Annotated in this window: 14 protein-coding genes; 11 read left to right on the plus strand and 3 right to left on the minus strand. The window is 65.2% G+C overall.

Going from position 1 to position 17528, the window contains the following annotated elements; genetic code table 11:
• Window positions 1-261: 261 nt before the first annotated feature.
• The 3 genes from AB7A72_RS20755 to AB7A72_RS20765 all read left to right on the plus strand — a co-directional run bounded on the left by AB7A72_RS20755 (window position 262) and on the right by AB7A72_RS20765 (window position 5644).
• Window positions 262-3891, plus strand: a complete 3630-nt coding sequence (locus AB7A72_RS20755) for a choice-of-anchor P family protein (RefSeq protein ID WP_369461037.1) — start codon at window positions 262-264, stop codon at window positions 3889-3891.
• A gap of 485 nt (window positions 3892-4376) precedes the next feature.
• Window positions 4377-5006 carry a DUF6806 family protein gene (locus AB7A72_RS20760; protein ID WP_239809080.1) on the plus strand — a complete coding sequence of 210 codons (630 nt, stop codon included), beginning with the start codon at window positions 4377-4379 and terminating at the stop codon, window positions 5004-5006.
• A gap of 89 nt (window positions 5007-5095) precedes the next feature.
• A complete protein-coding gene (locus AB7A72_RS20765) occupies window positions 5096-5644 on the plus strand; it encodes a YgjP-like metallopeptidase domain-containing protein (RefSeq protein ID WP_312461496.1) in 549 nt (182 codons plus the stop codon).
• Here AB7A72_RS20765 and murI read toward each other — a convergent pair whose 3' ends face one another.
• Both murI and AB7A72_RS20775 read right to left on the minus strand, forming a co-directional pair.
• Window positions 5645-6496 carry a glutamate racemase gene (gene murI / locus AB7A72_RS20770; RefSeq protein ID WP_312835412.1) on the minus strand — a complete coding sequence of 284 codons (852 nt, stop codon included), beginning with the start codon at window positions 6494-6496 and terminating at the stop codon, window positions 5645-5647.
• Between the two features lie 67 nt (window positions 6497-6563).
• Window positions 6564-6938 (minus strand): hypothetical protein, encoded by a 375-nt coding sequence (locus AB7A72_RS20775; protein ID WP_312461495.1) that lies wholly within the window; start codon window positions 6936-6938, stop codon window positions 6564-6566.
• A gap of 221 nt (window positions 6939-7159) precedes the next feature.
• Here AB7A72_RS20775 and AB7A72_RS20780 point away from each other — a divergent pair, with 221 nt between their 5' ends.
• Window positions 7160-7864, plus strand: coding sequence for a YebC/PmpR family DNA-binding transcriptional regulator (locus tag AB7A72_RS20780; protein ID WP_369461038.1), 705 nt, complete (start codon window positions 7160-7162; stop codon window positions 7862-7864).
• A 177-nt stretch (window positions 7865-8041) separates the two neighbouring features.
• A complete protein-coding gene (locus AB7A72_RS20785; protein WP_021027750.1) occupies window positions 8042-8320 on the plus strand; it encodes a PsiF family protein in 279 nt (92 codons plus the stop codon).
• A 128-nt stretch (window positions 8321-8448) separates the two neighbouring features.
• Here AB7A72_RS20785 and AB7A72_RS20790 read toward each other — a convergent pair whose 3' ends face one another.
• Entirely contained in the window at window positions 8449-9471 is a 1023-nt protein-coding gene (locus AB7A72_RS20790; protein ID WP_239809075.1) for a porin, read from the minus strand.
• A gap of 290 nt (window positions 9472-9761) precedes the next feature.
• Between AB7A72_RS20790 and AB7A72_RS20795 the strand changes: the two genes are divergently transcribed.
• The 6 genes from AB7A72_RS20795 to AB7A72_RS20820 all read left to right on the plus strand — a co-directional run bounded on the left by AB7A72_RS20795 (window position 9762) and on the right by AB7A72_RS20820 (window position 17524).
• Window positions 9762-10379, plus strand: coding sequence for a Crp/Fnr family transcriptional regulator (locus AB7A72_RS20795; protein ID WP_239809074.1), 618 nt, complete (start codon window positions 9762-9764; stop codon window positions 10377-10379).
• A 305-nt stretch (window positions 10380-10684) separates the two neighbouring features.
• Complete coding sequence (locus tag AB7A72_RS20800; RefSeq protein WP_239809073.1) at window positions 10685-12751, plus strand: sensor domain-containing diguanylate cyclase; 2067 nt, start codon at window positions 10685-10687, stop codon at window positions 12749-12751.
• Window positions 12752-12923: 172 nt separating this feature from the next.
• Entirely contained in the window at window positions 12924-13871 is a 948-nt protein-coding gene (locus tag AB7A72_RS20805) for a LysR family transcriptional regulator (protein WP_312413399.1), read from the plus strand.
• A gap of 62 nt (window positions 13872-13933) precedes the next feature.
• Window positions 13934-15529 carry an ABC transporter ATP-binding protein gene (locus AB7A72_RS20810; protein ID WP_369461039.1) on the plus strand — a complete coding sequence of 532 codons (1596 nt, stop codon included), beginning with the start codon at window positions 13934-13936 and terminating at the stop codon, window positions 15527-15529.
• Complete coding sequence (locus tag AB7A72_RS20815) at window positions 15522-16604, plus strand: ABC transporter permease (protein WP_369461040.1); 1083 nt, start codon at window positions 15522-15524, stop codon at window positions 16602-16604. The genes AB7A72_RS20810 and AB7A72_RS20815 overlap by 8 nt, the downstream gene beginning before the upstream one ends.
• The gene (locus AB7A72_RS20820; protein WP_021027743.1) at window positions 16604-17524 is read left to right on the plus strand and encodes an ABC transporter permease; all 921 of its coding nucleotides are present in this window, start codon (window positions 16604-16606) and stop codon (window positions 17522-17524) included. The genes AB7A72_RS20815 and AB7A72_RS20820 overlap by 1 nt, the downstream gene beginning before the upstream one ends.
• The last annotated feature ends 4 nt before the right edge of the window (window positions 17525-17528 follow it).

Genomic DNA, 17528 nt, shown 5'->3' on the forward strand with positions numbered 1-17528 from the left:
GCCTGTACAGGCCAGTTCCCTCTGCCGTGCGGCCCGTAAAGCGCCAAGACTGCGGTAACCGGCTCTGGGCCGGAGCACTCGCGTGCTTATAAGCGACTTAAATAAAATAATTTGCCGTTTACCAAAGATTCGCTGTACCTTTGCGCTTGTGAGTAGTTGTGTTTGTATGAGCAATCAGCAGCACCTGTCCTCGGCCGTCGTTTGGTGGGGTCTGAGTGGATCACACCCATCTGGCGTTCTGGCGGTGCAGAAGGAGACGCTATGAACCCGATTGGTGCACAGAGAACGATCCGACGTCTGCTGTACGGGGGGCTTGCCAGCCTGGCCCTCGTCTGCAGCACTTCCGCCCTGGCGGCATCCTCAGGATCCGGGCGGGCCTATGGCCTGCAGGTCACCGCCGATGTGCTTGGCGGGGGACTCGGTATTCCGTTTGCCGATACCGGCCAGAAGAGTGCACCACCGGATTTCAACACCCCCATTTCCGTAGCGAATGTGAGCGTGACCGCAGGGGTCAATCTTCTGAGTGTGGGGACGGGCGTCATCAACTCCTCCACCCAAAGCAATCTGGCGCAGAACAGCGTGGTGTCCAACAGCTCCGTGGACGGCTTGAACCTGACGCTGGCGGGACTGTCTCTGGGCGCCAACACCATCAGCTCGCAGGCGCGCATGGCCTGCGTCAACGGCGTGCCGCAAGGCTCGGGCGATGCCCAGATCCTCGGCGGAACCGGTGCGCTCAGCGGCGTCAGCGCCGCCGTCAATGGTCTGGTGAATCTGACAGTCGGCGTGCCAACCATTGGCACGGAGGTCGGTGTCAAGCTCTACACCAATGAGCAAAGCCAAAGCGGCACCTCCATGAGCGTGACCGCGCTGCGCATTGAGTTGGTGGCCAAGGCCCTGACCCTGCCTTTGCTCAACGCGTCGGTGATCGTCGGCAACTCCACCGCGTCGATGCCCGATTGCAAGCCCACGGTGACCTTGAATCCGCTGCCGCCGATCAATGCGGGCAACCAGAGTTCCGTGCCCATCAGTGGCAGCTGCAGCGCTGGCAGCGGCAATGTGGCCATCAGCTCCAATCCTGCGGGCGTCAGCCAGTCGCTGCCCTGTTCAGCGGGCGGCACGTACGCTGGCTCGGTGAATGCACAAGGCCTGCCCGATGGCACGGTGACGATCACGGCGACGCAGACGGTCGCCGGACAGCCCCCTGGTACCGCGAGCCAGTCGACCACCAAATCCACGGGTTCGGTGCCACCACTGCCGGTGGTGTCCGTCGTCGCGGCTCCGCAGATCACCGCGTCCAACCAGGCTTCGTACTCCGTCTCGGGCACCTGCTCTGCCAATGGTGAAGCCGTGGCGGTAACGGTCGGCTCGGTGCCGGCCACTGCCGTGTGCGGCGCAGGCGTATGGTCGGCTTCAGGCATCAATGTCAGCGGCCTGCCCGATGGCGTCGTCACGGTGACGGCCTCGCAGACCGTCGGCGGCCAGACCGGATCGGGTACGTTGGTGACGGGCAAGGACGCGACCGCACCGGCGGTGGCCATCACTTCGGCTCCGGTGATCAATGCCGCCAACCAATCGGCCTATGGCGTGGCCGGCAGTTGCTCTGAAAACGGCGTAGCGGTGACCGTGCGTGTGGGCAGCGTGGCCGCTGTGCCGCAGCCCGTTTGCAACAGCGGTATCTGGTCCGCCTCGGGCATGGATGTCAGTGGTCTGCCTGCGGGCTCTGTCACCGTGACTGCGATGCAAACCGATGCTGCAGGCAATACCGGCAGTGCCAGCCGCGCGACCAGCAAGGAGAGCACGGCCGCTGTGGTGACCGTGGTGGTCGCGCCCCGCATCAACAGTGGCAACCAGGCCAGTTATGGCGGTGTCTCCGGTGCCTGCAGCGCCTCTGGCGGTGCGGTGACCGTGGCGATCGGCAGTGTCAACAGCACGGCTGCCTGCAACGCCGGCACCTGGGTGACGAGCGGTGTGGACGTGCGCAGCCTGCCAGAGGGCACGGTGGTCGTGAAAGCCTCGCAGACCGTCGCTGGCACCGTCATCTCCGGCTCGCTCAACACGGTCAAGGACACGACGGCACCGGCGGTCTCGATCAGCACCGCGCCGACCATCGACACCTCGAACCAGAACGCTTACAGCCCTTCGGGTACCTGCACCACCGGTGATGGCCTGGTTACCGTGAGTGTCGGGGTTATCAAGGTGACCGTGGCCTGTGTCAACGGGACATGGACGGCACCGGGCATGCAGGTGGGTGCCTTGCCCAAGGGGTCTGTCACGGTCACCGCTTCGCAGACCGATGATGCTGGCAATACCGGTAGCAGCACGCGCGAAGTGAACAAGACCTCGGACCCCAGCGGCGAGTTGCCCACCACGCTGATTGCGGCGCAGAGCGGCACCTGGATCATCAGCGATGAACTCAATGGCGAGCCAGGGCGTGGCATGGGCATCGACATCCAGGATGGCGTGCTGTTCATGCAGGTCTACAACTACCGCCAATCAGGTGCGCCGACCTTCCACACCGCACTGGGCACCTTGCACGACAACACGGTGACCGCGCCGCTGTACTTCTATGAAGGCGGGCGCTTCTTTGGCAGCGAGCAACGCGATGGCCATGAAGCGGGCAGCCCTGGTAATGTGGTGATCACGTTCACCAGCCGCAGCAGGGGCGCGATCCAGTTCCCCGGCGAGCCTGTCAAGGCCATGCAGCGCTACGACTATGAGGGCACGCCAGCCGGCGTCTTCTCCGACCCGGCCTTTGTCGATCGCTGGGCCATGGTCGAGTTCAACAGCAACAACCAGCCGGTGCGCAGCTGGTGGGCTGACATTGGCAGCAGCGAGCAGGTGGCGATGAGCGAAGCGCTGACCACTGCCGCGGTCACCTGGCCCTATCCGCCAACCGCCGCAACCACCGTGCACGGCTTTGGCGGGACCTTGAGCGGCCATGTGCTGGCACAGTGCAGCTATGGTGGCTCGGGGCTGGTCTTCAACTGCGCAGGCAATCGCGCAGGAGGCGCAGGCAGTGGTGGCACCGTGGCGCTGACCTTGCAGCGTGGTGTCGACCAGCTGAGCGGCACCGTGCGCGAAGGTGGCGACGAGGCGCGGCGCCTGGTGGGTTTCCGTGTGGCGCGCGCCGCCTACACCCGGCAGAACAACCAGAATGTGCGCACCAGCTACTACGCGCCGGGCTATGCCCCAGAATCGGGCACCTGGGTCGTCAGCAGCGAGTTGCGCGGTCTGCCTGGGCGCGGTATTTCGATCGAGCTGCAAAAGCCCACGAACGCTGAGGACCATATGCTGTTCATGTCGGTGTACAACTACGAGAGCGATGGCCAGGCGACCTTCCACAGCCTGCTGGGCGCGCACGATGCCTCCACCACACCGGAGCCCAACACGCCTGATCTGCCGACCGTGCAGTACCAGGGCGGGCGCTACTTTGGTGGCCCGGCAGCGGTGGCGCGCTTCAAGGCGGATGCGGGACTGACCAAGTCGATCCACTTCAGCGCGCCATCGGTGGGCACCGTGGCCTTCCCCGGTGAGCAACCTGTGCAGATCGAGCGCTTCTACTACGGCGTCAACAAGGGCTCGGCCCAGTCGCTGCGCGGCTCGTGGGTGCTGCTGTCGGCCAGTACGGCGATACCCAGCCGCATCTTCCGCTTCCAGACCCGTGACGCCAACTCGGTGATCGATACGGACTCGGGCTATGTCTGTGTCGCTGAAGTGCTGCGCCAGTACAACTTCCGCTGCACTGGCCCTGCGGGCGCACCGGCCTTCCGCTTTGTGGCCGGCTTCTACGGCGCCAGCACCGGCATTGTGGGAGACGCGGAGGATGCACCGGTTATCACCGTGGTGCGGGTGACCGACACGAACGGCGAGATGGTGCAGGCGGGCGACTGAGGCCGAGGGCGCCACCGCTGGCCTGGCAAGGCACAGCGGTGGCTTCCGACCCTGCAGCACCTGGTCCCAGGCCGGAACTGGTAAAATGCCTGAGCGCAAGGCACCACAGAGCAACGGTTTCGCAGAAATATCCTGCAAACCGTTGTTTTTTATTGCCTATGCCCCAGACGCTGGCCTGGCAATGCGAAGCATGTCGGCAGCGAAGGAGACCGTTTCGCATCCCCCGCTTTTGGTGGCGCGGGGATCGGGCGCCAGCCAGCAGGCATCCTGCTGGCTTTTTCTTCGTCTGAGATCGACAAACCGGGCACAATGTCCGATATTGTGGATATTGCGCCGCTCGGGTGGGTGGCGCATGGAGAGTTGCCAGCCCGGCCCGCTGCAGGTGGGGTGCTGGCGGCTTGTGCAGAGCGATGCGGCGTGCCGTGTCATCAGGCGTGGGGTTGGCCAGCGCAAGCGGACAGCCCCCATTTAGGAAGGTACAGAACATGCCCAGTTACAACCCACCCTTTGAGATCCATGTCCACGGACAAGTGCTGCTGCGTGCCGATGTCGGCTTTGACCAGCTGCAAGAGGCCTTGAAACCGCTGTGGGGCTACGCGGGCGCCAAGTCGCTGGTCGATGGCGCGGAGAGCGCTTATGAGGAAGAGCCCGGCATTCTGTTCGAGCCCAAGGACCATGTGCTGCAGATGTGCTGGACCGTGCGGGGTGACGATGATTTCCGCCAGTCGCTGGACGACATGTGCATGAACCTCAACGAACTGGCCGACCAGGGCGCAGCGATCGAGGTCACCTTCTACGACGCCGAGTTCGATGACGAGGAGCAGGACCGCAGCGCCGAGTCGCGCGACGACTTCATGATGCTGTTTGTCGGTCCGACACCGGCGGCCATCATGCAGGTGCAGCGCGACATGCTGGTGCAGGACGTGGTCAGCACGATGGAGCGCCACTTCGATGCCGGCGAGCTCGTCGGTGTGGTGGGCGAGATCGACAAGCTGTTCAGCCAGCGCTTTGATGCGCTGGTCGATTCGCTGGAGATCGGCAAGCCACCCCGTGGCACCGGTGGCCCCGGCGGCGGCCATGGCGGCGGCGGACGCCGTCCGCGCCACCTGCACTGACCATCGGCTGCGCTGCCCACAGCGCAGCGCTTCCCGTGTTTCACCCCAAGGCAGCCGCTGTGCTGCCTTTGTTATTGGCCTTGCCCCTCATGTCCAGCCCCGTCCTGCTTCCCTATCTGCAGTCCTACCCCGCCAGCTTGCAGCAGCAGGCGGGCAGCCTGGTGCAATCGGGCAAGCTGGGCCAGTGGCTGCTGCAGCGCCATCCGCAGCCGCACCAGATGCGCTCGGACAAGGCCTTGCATGCCTATGTGATGGGCCTCAAGGGCGAACACATGCGCAACAGCGCAGCGCTGGCCAAGGTGGTGTATGACAGCAAGCTGCAACTGGTCTACCAGGCGCTGGGCATCCATGTGCGTACCGGCAACAACCATGGCGGCAAGACCCAGTCGCGCCATGAGATCCGCATTGGCAGCCTGTTCAAGCATGCGCCCGAGGCCTTTTTGCGGATGATCGCCGTGCATGAGCTTGCGCACCTGCGCGAGTCCGACCACAACAAGGCCTTCTACCAGCTATGCGAGTACATGGAGCCGTCCTACCACCAGCTGGAACTGGAGGTGCGGCTGTACCTGACCTGGCTGGACCAGGGCGGCCACCGGCTGTGGCAAGTGGCGGCTGATGCGGCGGACGGTGCCCGCTGATCAGTCAGCGGCCCGGCACACCTGAGGGGGCAGCCCCAGCCACTGGGCGGCGGCATACTGCAAGGCGGCCAGCTCTCCGGTGGTCACCAGGCTGAAGGCCTCATCGGCACCAGGTGCCTGCGCCGGCTTGCGCAGCATGCCGGTGGCATGCAGCAGGCTATAGGTGCGGCGGGCCACCGGCGTGGCCGTGTCCATCAGCTGCACCTGGTCGCCCACCAGCGCGCGCAGGGTATCGGCAGCAAATAGGTAGTGGGTGCAGCCCAGCACCAGGGTGTCGATCTGGCCAGGCTGGGTGCCAAAGGCGCCCATGGCGGCCAGGTAGGTCTGGCACAGACTCTGGATATGCGCGGCATCGGCCGCGGCATCGCGCCCGGGCCGGGTGCTGTCTTCAATCGCGCGCGCCAGTCCGTTGCAGGCCTGCACCACAAAGCGGGTTTGCGTGGCATGCGCAGCCTGCAGGGTGGCAAAGCGGCTGCTGGTGACGGTGCCCTGGGTGGCGATCACGCCCACCACATGGGTCTGGCTGTACTGAGCGGCGGGTTTGAGGGCGGGCTCCACACCGATGATCGGCAGGCCAGGGTGCTGCTCGCGCAGGCCCTCGATGGCCGCTGCGGTCGCCGTGTTGCAGGCAATCACCAGCGCCTTGATGCCATGGCGCTCGCGCATCTGCTGCGTGATGTGGGCGCAGCGCTGCTGCACAAAGGCGTCACCTCGCTCGCCGTAAGGGGCATTGCCACTGTCGGCCACATAGACGAACTGCTCATCGGGCAGCACGTCGCGCAGCGCGCGCAGCACGCTCAGGCCGCCGATACCGCTGTCAAAAACACCAATGGGGGAGAGGGGGCTGGGCATGGAGGCGTGCACGGTGAGGGCTCTGGAAAAAGAAGCGGGCGCCGTGATTGTAGGCAGGCTGCAGCTTTTATGCACCGGTCGCCGCCAGCAGCATCATGCAGGTGCAGACAATACTGGTGAGCCAGACCCCCAAGGCCACGCCCAGCACATGGGGCCAGCGCGGCAGGCCCGGCCGCCAGCGCTGCAGCAGGCAATGCGCGGGCGTGATCAGCAAGGCCTGCAAAAAGCTCGCCGAGATGAGGATGGGCCAGAGGCTGTCGCCCTGGATGGCATCGAGCAGTGCGCCATCGCCGGCCCAGACAAAGAGCTGCTCGGCAGGCGCATAGCTGGCAAAGCCCGGCAGCCCCAGCGTGGCAAAGGACAGCACAAGGCCGCCCAGGCTCCACAGCAGGGGCGTGCGCTGGGCCTGGGTCCATCGCCAAAGTCGCTGCAAATAAGACATCTCGGTATTGTGCCCATGAACGGTTGCCTCAGCTTGGCAGCCCGCGCCCTGGCGTCGTTTGACCGCATCGATGCCCCAGGTTTTTTGGCAGGAATTTCTCCTTATGGCCAGCACAGCCTTGGGCGGCGGTGTATAAATTTGCCCTGTCAATCTGGGCTTGGCCCGGCATTGTTGCCAGCAGCGACCGCTGCTGCCCAACCAACAACTAGGAAAACGCAGCCATGGGCGCGCAATGGAAAGCAAAGGGCAAGGCGCTGGTCGCTGATGCCAAGGGAAAACTCTTTGGCAAACTGGTCAAGGAAATCACGGTCGCGGCACGTTTGGGCGGGGGTGACCCGGCCAGCAATTCGCGTCTGCGCATGGCTGTGGAAGCAGCCCGCAAGGCATCGATGCCCAAGGACACGTTGGAGCGTGCGATCAAGAAGGGCTCGGGCGCAGGCGCCGATGCGGTCAACTACTCGACCGTGTTGTTCGAGGGCTATGCGCCGCACCGCGTGCCGGTGATGGTCGAGTGCCTGACCGACAACCCCAACCGCACGGCACCCAATATGCGCGTGTGCTTCCGCAAGGGCCAGCTGACCGCCGTGGCCTGGGATTTTGACCATGTGGGCATGGTTGAAGGCGAGCCAGAGAACGGCGCCGATGTGGAATTGGCTGCCATTGAAGCGGGTGCGCAGGATTTCGAGCCGGCCGAAGAAGAGGGTGTGACTCTGTTCATCACCGAGCCCTCGGACCTGGACACCGTCAGCAAGGCCTTGCCCGAGCAGGGCATCAAGGTGCTGTCGGCCAAGCTGGGCTACAAGGCCAAGAACCCCGTCAGCATGGGCAGCCTGCCTGCCGAAGCGCAGGAAGAAGTGCAAGCCTTCCTGGCCGGTCTGGAAAATGACGACGATGTGCAGAACATCTACGTGGGCCTGGTGGACTGATCACAGTCTGTGCCAACGCTCCTGGAACGGCCGCGCAGGCCGTTTTTTTATGGGCCGCTGCCAGGTGGCCGTAGGCAGTTTGCGCTTCTTCATCATCTGCCCATTGACACGCCGGGCCAGATATGCCGAAATTCGCTTGCGCTGGTCGTCGGCGCAGTTTAGATAAGAGCCCATACCATGAAAAAACTCATCGTCCTCGCCAGCATCGCGCTGGCATCCCAGTTTGCGCTGGCAGCCGACAAGACCCCCACGGCCCAGCAGCAGCTGATGGGCACCTGCAACACCGAGGCCAAGACCAAGGAGCTCAAGGGCGATCAACGCAAGGCGTTCATGTCCAGCTGCCTGTCTGACGGCCGCAAGCGCCAGCAGGAACGCATGAAGACCTGCAATGTGGACGCTACCGGCAAGAAGGGCGATGAGCGCAAGGCCTTCATGAGCGAGTGCCTGAAGAAGTAAGCCATTGTCCGCTCCGGCGCTGATGCGCGGGGTCTGCCCAATCGGCAAGAAAAAACGCCAAGCATGCACAGATGCTTGGCGTTTTGCGTTGTGGACCCCAAGGCACCACGGCTCGCTACACGAGCCGCTTAGAAGCGGTGGCGAATGCCGACGCCAAAGCTGGTGCCGTTGCCAAAGTCCTTGACCTTGTCGTACATCACGATGGCGTAGCCGTCGGTGCGCTTGGAGAAGTCGTAGTTATAGCCGACGGAGACGGTGTCACGCTTGGCATTGCTGTCTTGCAGCTTGCTGTGCGCCCAACCGGCGAGGATGCGGCTGGTGGCGCCCAGCGGTACGGTGGCACCCAGGCTGGCGGTCTTGATCTTGAAGTCGGTGTCCTTGCCGGTCGTCTGGCCATAGGTCGCATAGGCCTTCACAAAACCGGCGTCATAGCTGCTGCCCAGCATCCAGTTGCGGTGGTTTTCGGCCAGCACGGCGGGCACGGGGTTGCTCATGTCCACGTCTTCATAGAAGCCGGTGATGGCAAAAGGACCGTTGGCATAGGTGGCGTTCACACCGATGTTGTTCTTGCCGCCCTGGCCGGCCTGTTCACCAAACTGGTAGTGCAGGTTGCCGCTGAAGCCGCCGACCTTGGGCGTGCTGTATATCACCTGGTTGCTCCAGCCGGTGTCCGAGGGGTTGCTGCTCTGCCAGCCGCTCTTGTTGAACAGCGACACGTTTTGGTGCAGCACCAGCGGCGAGAAGGTGAAGGAATCACCAAAGGGGTTCATCGAGATCGATGGCACGAAGTTGGGCGCCACGGTGCGGCCCAGGGTCACGGCACCAAAATCGCCGGACAGCGACACCAGCGCATCGCGCGACCAGAAGACGTCGCCATTGAAGCGGCCGGGCGTGCCGGTGTCGGCGCGCATGAAGCTGGTCAGCAGGAAGCTGGCCTTGAGGCCGCCGCCCAGGTCTTCGGTGCCCTTGAAGCCGAACCAGGAGGTGGTCATGCCACCGCTGCCCAAGGTAGAGGTGCGGCCGTCATCGCCGGGAGCTTTCATCGAGCCGATATACATATCGACCAAGCCGGTGGCGGTGACCGACGATTGGGCCTGCGCCGCGGAGGCGCAGACGGCCATCACGGCCAGGGCGAGCAGTTTGTTGTTCATGGCAGTCCTTTGTTACAAGCGTGTGAATTTGTGATAGCGGTGAATTGTGAAGTCAGTGCCGACCTCCCTGAGCAATATGTGTGCCAATGGCGGAAAAAAGCGCTGGTAAAGACCCGAGGTGTGGCGTGCACGCCGCATATCGGGCCTATATGGTTTTCGAATAGGTAGCGCCGCCGGTCGTTGGCTAGTGCGATGGCGAGCGGCGGAGGGCGGGTTTTTCTGGGGCCGCGTGGGAAGAGCATTGATGTAGCTCAATGTGCGGCTGCGCCATTCGCGGCAAAGTGCGGGCCATGCCTGACTTACTCTGCCTGGATGAATTTGCCCCGATCAGCGCCGGCGCGGGTGCCTTGCTGCGTCAGCGCCACCAGCAATTGGTGGATGTGCTGTACCTGGAGCAAGGCTCGGTCGCCTTTGGTGTGCAGGAAGAGGGGCGCATGCGCCACCTGCTGGGCGTGATGGAGGGCCCCTGCTGGCTGGACGCCGCCCCTGCATTGGCGGGCCAGCCCTGCGCGGTGGACATGGTGGCGCAGACCGCCGTGCAATGGCGGGCGGTGCCGGTGACACAACTGCGCGGCTCCCTGCTGCAATGGCCGGCAGAGGCCCAGGGCCTGGTGGCCAGCATGGCCCAGGGCTACTGCCAGCAGGCGGCGCTGGCGGTCAGCCGGGTGGCGCAGGATGCGGTGGCGCGCTGCGCCGAGTGGCTGCTGCTGCATGCCGAGCCCGCCGACAAGGGCTTGCGGGTGCAACTGGGGCAGTCCAAGCGCCAGATCGCTGCACACCTGGGCATTGCGCCCGAGACGCTCTCGCGCGTGTTGCGCCAGCTGCGCGACCAGGGCCTGCTCGACGGCCTGGGCAAGAATCTGTGGCTGCCGCAGCCCGAGTCGCTGCGCCAGCTGGCCAAGGCCTAGTTCAAGCCATCTCCCCAACGCTGCCACCGCATTGGCTGGCCGGCCGCGCCCAGCCTTGTCGCAGGCGTGTGCTGCCTGGGGTGCCCCGTCTCCACCGCTAGCCTCGCCGGGGCCGGCCGTGGCAGCGGGGCTTCACCCGCTCCCTGTGTAACCCGGGTTTCCTCCGTCCGGTCTTTTCCCGATACCGGCGCTGGAGCTAAACAGCGAACATGTGCGCAGCTGAAAGGAGGCGCCACATGCCAGAGTCTGTTATTTGCCATTGCCGGGTTCTGGTTTCCGCCATCGTGGTGGCCAGGTAGCGCGGCATGGATGGCCGGCAGGTGCATTGGCAGCCCGATCCTCCCCCTGCGGCAGAAGGCCTGCGCGAGACGGCCGGACCCTGGCTGTGGCGGCTCTGGGTGGTGGTGCCGTTAATGGTGCTGCTGGGCACGGCGCTGGTGCAGTGGCTGGCGATCCACGCCAGCCAGCAGACCGTCATTACCCAGCTCTCGGCCCAGCAGGCCGATGAGACCGAGATGCTCGCCAGGCTGATGGGCAGCAAGCTCGAGCAAAGCCAGAAGGTGCTCGGCACCCTCGCCGAAGCTGCCGCACCCTGGGTGCAGGGCCCGGCGTCCCAGCCGCCGCCGCTGCTGGACCAGGGCGGCACGGCCACCCGCTACTTCGACAGCCTGGTGTTTGCGCGCGGCGCCGAAGTGGTCAGGCGCCAGGTGCGCGACGCGGGCCAGGGCGACGAGGCTGTGGAGCCTGCAGAGCGTGACGTGCTGCGCCGGGTCATCGTCGATGGCAAACCCCTCGTGTCCGAGCCCTTCAGAAGTGCCTCCGGCGGGCCCAGCATTGCGCTGGGCATTCCGCTGCGCGACAAGCAGGGCGCCGTGCAGGGGGCGATGGCCGGCGTGCTGCGCCTGCAGTCTCAAAGCCTGCTGCCGGTGTCGCTGGCGATCACACCGCCCGACAGCGGACAGCTGGTGCTGATGACGGCCAGCGGTGTGCTCATCTCCCACCCGGACCCGACCCGCGTGCTGGGCCCGGCCGACAGCGACAGTATGCTGGCGCAAGCGCTGCAGCTGTGGCGCGAGCGCACGGCCAACGGCGGCGCACTGACCGCCCATTCCTGGTGGCTGGCGCCGCATGTCGTCAGTGTGGCGCAGATGCCTGCGGCCCGCTGGCTGGTGGTGCGCGTGATGCCGCATGACCAGAGTCTGCAAAGCTGGGGGCGGCAGTGGCGCAGCTGGTGGTGGTTGCTGCTGCTGCCGGTGGCGCTGGCGGCACTGACCTGGCTGTGGCTGTGGGGACATAGCCGGCGCTTCAAGCAGCTCGTGGCCCAGACGCCGCTGCCCGTGGCGCCTGCGCCGGTACTGGCGCTCGCCTCCGGGCCCGTGGATGCCTCGGACTCGGCAAGCGGTCCGCTGCCGGACGAGATTGACCGCATGGGCATGCACCTGCATGAGCTGGGCCAGCAGCGCGACTCGCTGTCCGAGCAGTTGCGCCAGCAGCAGCAACTGGCCGAGAGCGTGCTCGCATATGCGCGATTTTCCTTTTTGCTGCTGCAGGGAGACCAGATCCAGCAGGTGTCGCAGGCGCTGGCCCATCTGCTGGGCTACAGCCGCCAGGATCTGCAAGGCCAGCCGGTGCGCATGCTGGCGATGGCCGACCAGGACTTTGACCTGGCCTGGGAGCAGCTCGCGCCGGATCTGGAGCGTCTGGGCAGTGCCGAGACCAGCGTGGTGCTGCGCCACCAGTCAGGCGCGCCGGTCATGGTCAGCCTGCATCTGGTGAACATTGCGGAGGCAGGACCGGAATTGCGCTGGTGTTTTGTGCGCGCCGGCCAGGCCCGGGTGGCCGCGCAGTCGCCCAGCCGCATGGACAAGCTGACCCTGCTGCCCAACTACGATGCCTTGCTGCTGCACCTGACGGCCCTGCTGCAGGCGCGGCGCCAGGGACTCGATGAGTCGTCACCGAGCGCGCCGGTGCTGTTCTATGTGAATGTCGATAACATGTCGGCCATCAATACCCTGGCCGGCCATGCCCAGGGCGACCTGGTGCTCCAGCATGTGGCACGCCAGCTGCAGCTGCTGCAACCCTTCCAGGGCTATGCGGCACGCGTGGCAGGCGACAAGTTCGCACTGGTGCTGCGCCAGTGCAGCCGTGAAAAGGCGCATGAGCTGGCTGCCCAGCTGTGCGACACCTTGCAGAACTGGGAGCCCCAGCTGCGCAGCAAGCACTTTGTCGTCACCGTCAGCATCGGGCTGCTGCAGATCGATGCCTCGTTTGCCGATGCGCTGCAGGCGGTGCGCGCGGCCGACATGGCCAGCTACAGCGCCAAACGCCAGGGCGGCAACCGCGCCTGCTGGCGCGAGGCCAAGGCAGCCTGAAGGGAAGGGCTGCGTGGGCGGGACACTGAGGGGCTGTCGCCACAGCTTGGGGTAACAACCGGGATGGCTGGCCGGCCTCGGCTGATAAGCTTGAATGTCCACATTTCGAGAATGTATCGATGATCTCGCCACACGGCAGTGTAGAGATCCTGCACACGTTCCCCACACCCGCATGCGCGACCAAGCCCTGTTTGACAAGATTGACCTGCACCTGATCCGGGTGCTGCACACGGTGCTGACCGAGCGCAGCGTTTCGCGGGCGGCCTTGCGGCTGGGCATGTACCAGCCGGCGGTGTCTGCCGCGCTCAAGCGGTTGCGCGATCTGGCCGGCGATCCGTTGCTGGTGCGCTCGGGTGCGGCGATGATGCCCACCGACAAGGGCCAGCGCATGGTCGAGCCCGCTGCTGCGATCCTGCGCGCGGCCGAAGGCCTGTTCAGTGATGCACGTGATTTTGACCCGCAGACGGCGACCCGCACTTTTCGCATTGCAGCGAGTGATTACTTCGATCCGCTGTTTTTGCCGGCGCTGGTGGCGCGCATCAAGGCAGAAGCGCCGCTGTGCGTGGTGGAGATCTACCCGCTGTCGCCCGAGACGCACTACCACGCCCAGCTCGCCAATGGCGACATCGACGTGGTGGTGGGCAACTGGTTGCAGCCTACCGGAGACCTGCACATGACCAGCCTGATGAGCGACGAGGTGGTGAGCCTCGTGAGCCGCCGCCATCCAGCAGTGCGGCGCGGCTGGGATGTGCAGGCCTGGCTGCAGGCCGAGCACATTGCACCGACGGCGACCCACCCTGGCGCGCGCGGCATCATCGACGCCCGGTTGGATGCGCTGGGCGTGGAGCGGCGCATCATGGCGCGCTGCGCCCATTTCAGTGCGATCCCGGCGATGGTGGCATCGAGCTTGCTTGTGCTGACCACGGGACGCCAGTTCTGCGAGCGCTTTGCCGACAAGCATGCGCTGGCGATCCTGGAATGCCCACTGGCGCTGCCGCCGCTCGACTACTACCTGCTCTGGCATGCGCGCAGCCATGCCTCCGAGGCGGCCATCTGGCTGCGCAGCTGCCTGAAAAAAACCGCTCTGGCGCTGCGAAGCCCGGTGGCCTATTCGCCGTGAGTGAGTGCATCTTCGCGTTTTATCCCGCGCTCGGGTAACAATTTGAGGGACAATTGCCGCCCATGACAGAACAGACCCCGACACCGCCAACCGATGGTGCGGCCGCACCCCGGTTACAGCTGATCGGCATCACCAAGCGCTACCCAGCGGTTGTAGCCAATAACAAAGTATCGTTGAAAGTACGGGCCGGGGAAATCCACGCCGTGCTGGGCGAGAACGGCGCTGGCAAGTCCACGTTGATGAAGATCATCTACGGCTCGGTCAAGCCCGACGAGGGCCAGATCTTGGTCGATGGCCAGCCGGTACTGGTCCGCAACCCGCAGGAGGCGCGCCAGCTGGGCATCAGCATGGTGTTCCAGCATTTCAGCCTGTTCGATACCTTGACCGTCGCCGAGAATGTCTGGCTGGGCCAGGACAAGCGCATGTCGCTGGCGGAAGTGACTGCTCGCATCACCGAGGTGGCCAGTGAATATGGCCTGGACATCGACCCTGTGCGCCCGGTGCACAGCCTGTCGGTGGGCGAGATGCAGCGGGTGGAGATCATCCGGGGCCTGCTGACCCGGCCCCGGCTGCTGATCCTTGACGAGCCGACCTCGGTGCTCACGCCGCAGGCGGTCGAGAAGCTGTTTATCGTGCTGCGCAAGCTGGCCGCCGAGGGCTGCAGCATTCTCTATATCAGCCACAAGCTCCATGAAATCCGCGCGCTGTGCACCGCCTGTACGGTGATGCGCGGCGGCGAGGTGACCGGCGAATGTGACCCACGCGCGCAAAGCAATGCCTCACTGTCGCGGCTGATGATTGGCGCCGAGCCGCCGATGCTGGAGCTGCGCCCCAGCCAGGCGGGCGCAACCGTGTTGGCGGTGCAGCAGCTGCGCCTGGCCCGGCAGGACCCCTTTGGCGTGGATCTTGACGGCATTTCGCTGCAGGTGCGCGCCGGCGAGGTGGTCGGGATTGCCGGCGTCTCCGGCAATGGCCAGAAGGAGCTGATGTATGCGCTCTCGGGCGAAGACATGCGCGCCGAACCCCAGGCCGTGTTGATGGATACCACGCCAATGGGGCGCATGGGCCCGGGCCAGCGCCGTGCACTGGGCCTGCATTTTGTGCCCGAAGAACGCCTGGGGCGGGGCGCCGTGCCCAGCATGAGCCTGGCGCATAACCTGGTGCTGACGCGCAACGAAATGCTGGGGGCCGGCGGCTGGCTGCGCATGGGCCAGCTTGACCAGATGGCACGCGGCATCATTGCGCGCTTTGGCGTCAAGGCCGGTGGGCCGCATGCAAGTGCGCAGTCGCTCTCGGGCGGCAACCTGCAAAAGTTCATCGTGGGCCGGGAGATCGATGCCAAGCCCCGCCTGCTGATCGTCTCCCAGCCTACCTGGGGGGTCGATGTGGGTGCGGCCGCGCAGATCCGGGGCGAAATCCTGGCGCTGCGCGATGCAGGCTGCGCCGTGCTGGTGCTCAGTGAGGAGTTGGAAGAATTGTTTGAAATCAGTGACCGCCTGCATGTGATCGCCAAGGGCTGCCTGTCGCCATCGGTGGCGCGGGCCGATGCCTCGGTGCAGCTGATCGGCGAATGGATGAGTGGACTCTGGGATGGCCGCAGTGCTGCCCCGGCTGCCGCTGCTGCGGTTGCTGCCGAGGAGGGCCGCCACCATGCTTAAGCTGGAGCAACGCCCGCAGGCCTCGCGCTTCTGGACCTTTGGCTCACCGGTGCTGGCCTTGCTGATCACGGTGCTGATCGGTGTGGGCCTGTTCGTGCTGCTGGGCAAGGACCCCGTCAAGGGCCTGCAGGCCTTTTTCTGGGAACCGATCAAGTCCGGCTATGCGCTGGGCGAATTGACGATGAAGGCCACGCCGCTGCTGCTGATTGCGCTGGGCCTGGCCGTCTGCTTCCGCTCCAATGTGTGGAACATTGGCGCCGAAGGCCAGTTCGTCATCGGCGCCGTGGCTGCGGGTGGCATGGCCTTGCTGGCCGACAAGAACACCGGTCCCTGGATCGTGCCCGTCATCCTGCTGGCCGGCATGCTCGGCGGCATGGTCTGGGCCGGCATCGTTGCCTGGCTGCGCGACCGCTTCAATGCCAACGAGATTCTGGTCAGCCTGATGCTGGTCTATGTCGCGACCCTGATGCTGGGCTACCTGGTCTACGGGCCCTGGAAGGACCCGATGGGCTACAACTTCCCGCAGACCAAGAGCTTCGAGAAGATCACCCAAATCCCCAAACTGGTGCAAGGCATGCGCATGAACATCGGCGTGCTGATCGCGTTGGCCGGTGCGGCGCTGCTGTGGGTCTACCTGTTCCGCACTCGTGCCGGGCTGGCGCAGCAGGTGGGGGGGCTGGCGCCGTCGGCGGCCCGCTATGCCGGTTTCTCGTCGCGCAAGGCCCTGTGGACGGCGCTGATGATCTCGGGCGCCACCGCTGGTCTGGCTGGCGCGCTGGAAGTGGCCGGCCCGTTGGGCCAGCTCACCCCCTATGTGCCCGCTGGCTACGGCTTTGCCGCCATCATCGTCGCCTTTGTCGGCCGCCTGCATCCGGTGGGCATGGTTTTCTCCGCGATTCTTATGAGCATGTTCTATATCGGCGGCGAGCTGGCGCAGTCGCGCCTGGGTCTGCCCAAGGCCCTGACCGGCGTTTTCCAGGGGCTGCTGCTGTTCACGTTGCTGGCCTGTGACACCCTGGTCGTCTACCGCCTGCGTTGGGTGGCATCGCGCGCCGCAGTGAAGGGAGGCCTGTGATGGAATCCTATGCACTGCTTTTGGGCGCCACCTTGAGTGCCGGCACCGTGTTGGCGCTGGCCGCGCTGGGCCTGCTGATCAATGAGAAGGCCGGCATCGTCAACCTGGGTGCCGAGGGCATGATGCTGTGCGCGGCCATCGCCGGTTTTGCCACCGTGGTCCACACCGGCAGCACCTGGCTGGGCTTTGGCGCGGGCATGCTGGCGGGCGCTGTGCTGGCCGCCATCTTTGGCGTGCTAGTGATCTGGCTCAATACCAACCAGTACGCCACCGGCCTGGCGCTGTCCTTGTTCGGCGCGGGCTTTTCGGCCTTTGTCGGCCTGTCCTATGTGCAGGCCAAGCTGCCCAGCCTGCCCAAGTACGCCATCCCTGGCCTGGCCGATATCCCGCTGCTGGGCCCGGCGCTGTTTACCTTGCACCCCCTGGTCTATGGCGCGATGGCGCTGGTGCTGGTGATGATGTGGTTCCTCTACCGCACCCGCGCCGGCCTGGTGCTGCGTGCCGTCGGTGAATCGCCCACATCCGCCCATGCGCTGGGCTACCCGGTGCGCCGCATCCGCCTGATGGCGGTGGTGTTCGGCGGCGCGATGTGCGGCCTGGCTGGTGCCTACATCTCGACGGTCTACACCCCCCTGTGGGTCGAAGGCATGGTCTCGGGCCGGGGCTGGATTGCGCTGGCGCTGACCACCTTTGCCACCTGGCGCCCCGCACGGGTGCTGCTGGGCGCCTACCTGTTCGGTGGTGTGACCATGCTGCAGTTCCATCTGCAGGCCAGCGGCGTGCAACTGGCCAGCCAGCTGCTGTCGATGCTGCCTTACCTGGCCACCATCGTGGTGCTGGTGCTGATCTCGCGCAATCCGACCTGGATTCGCGCCAATATGCCTGCCTCTTTGGGCAAGCCTTTCTACCCGGGTTCATAAGCGC

The sequence above is a fragment of the Comamonas sediminis genome (genome assembly GCF_041107495.1).
GTDB lineage: Bacteria > Pseudomonadota > Gammaproteobacteria > Burkholderiales > Burkholderiaceae_C > Comamonas > Comamonas sediminis.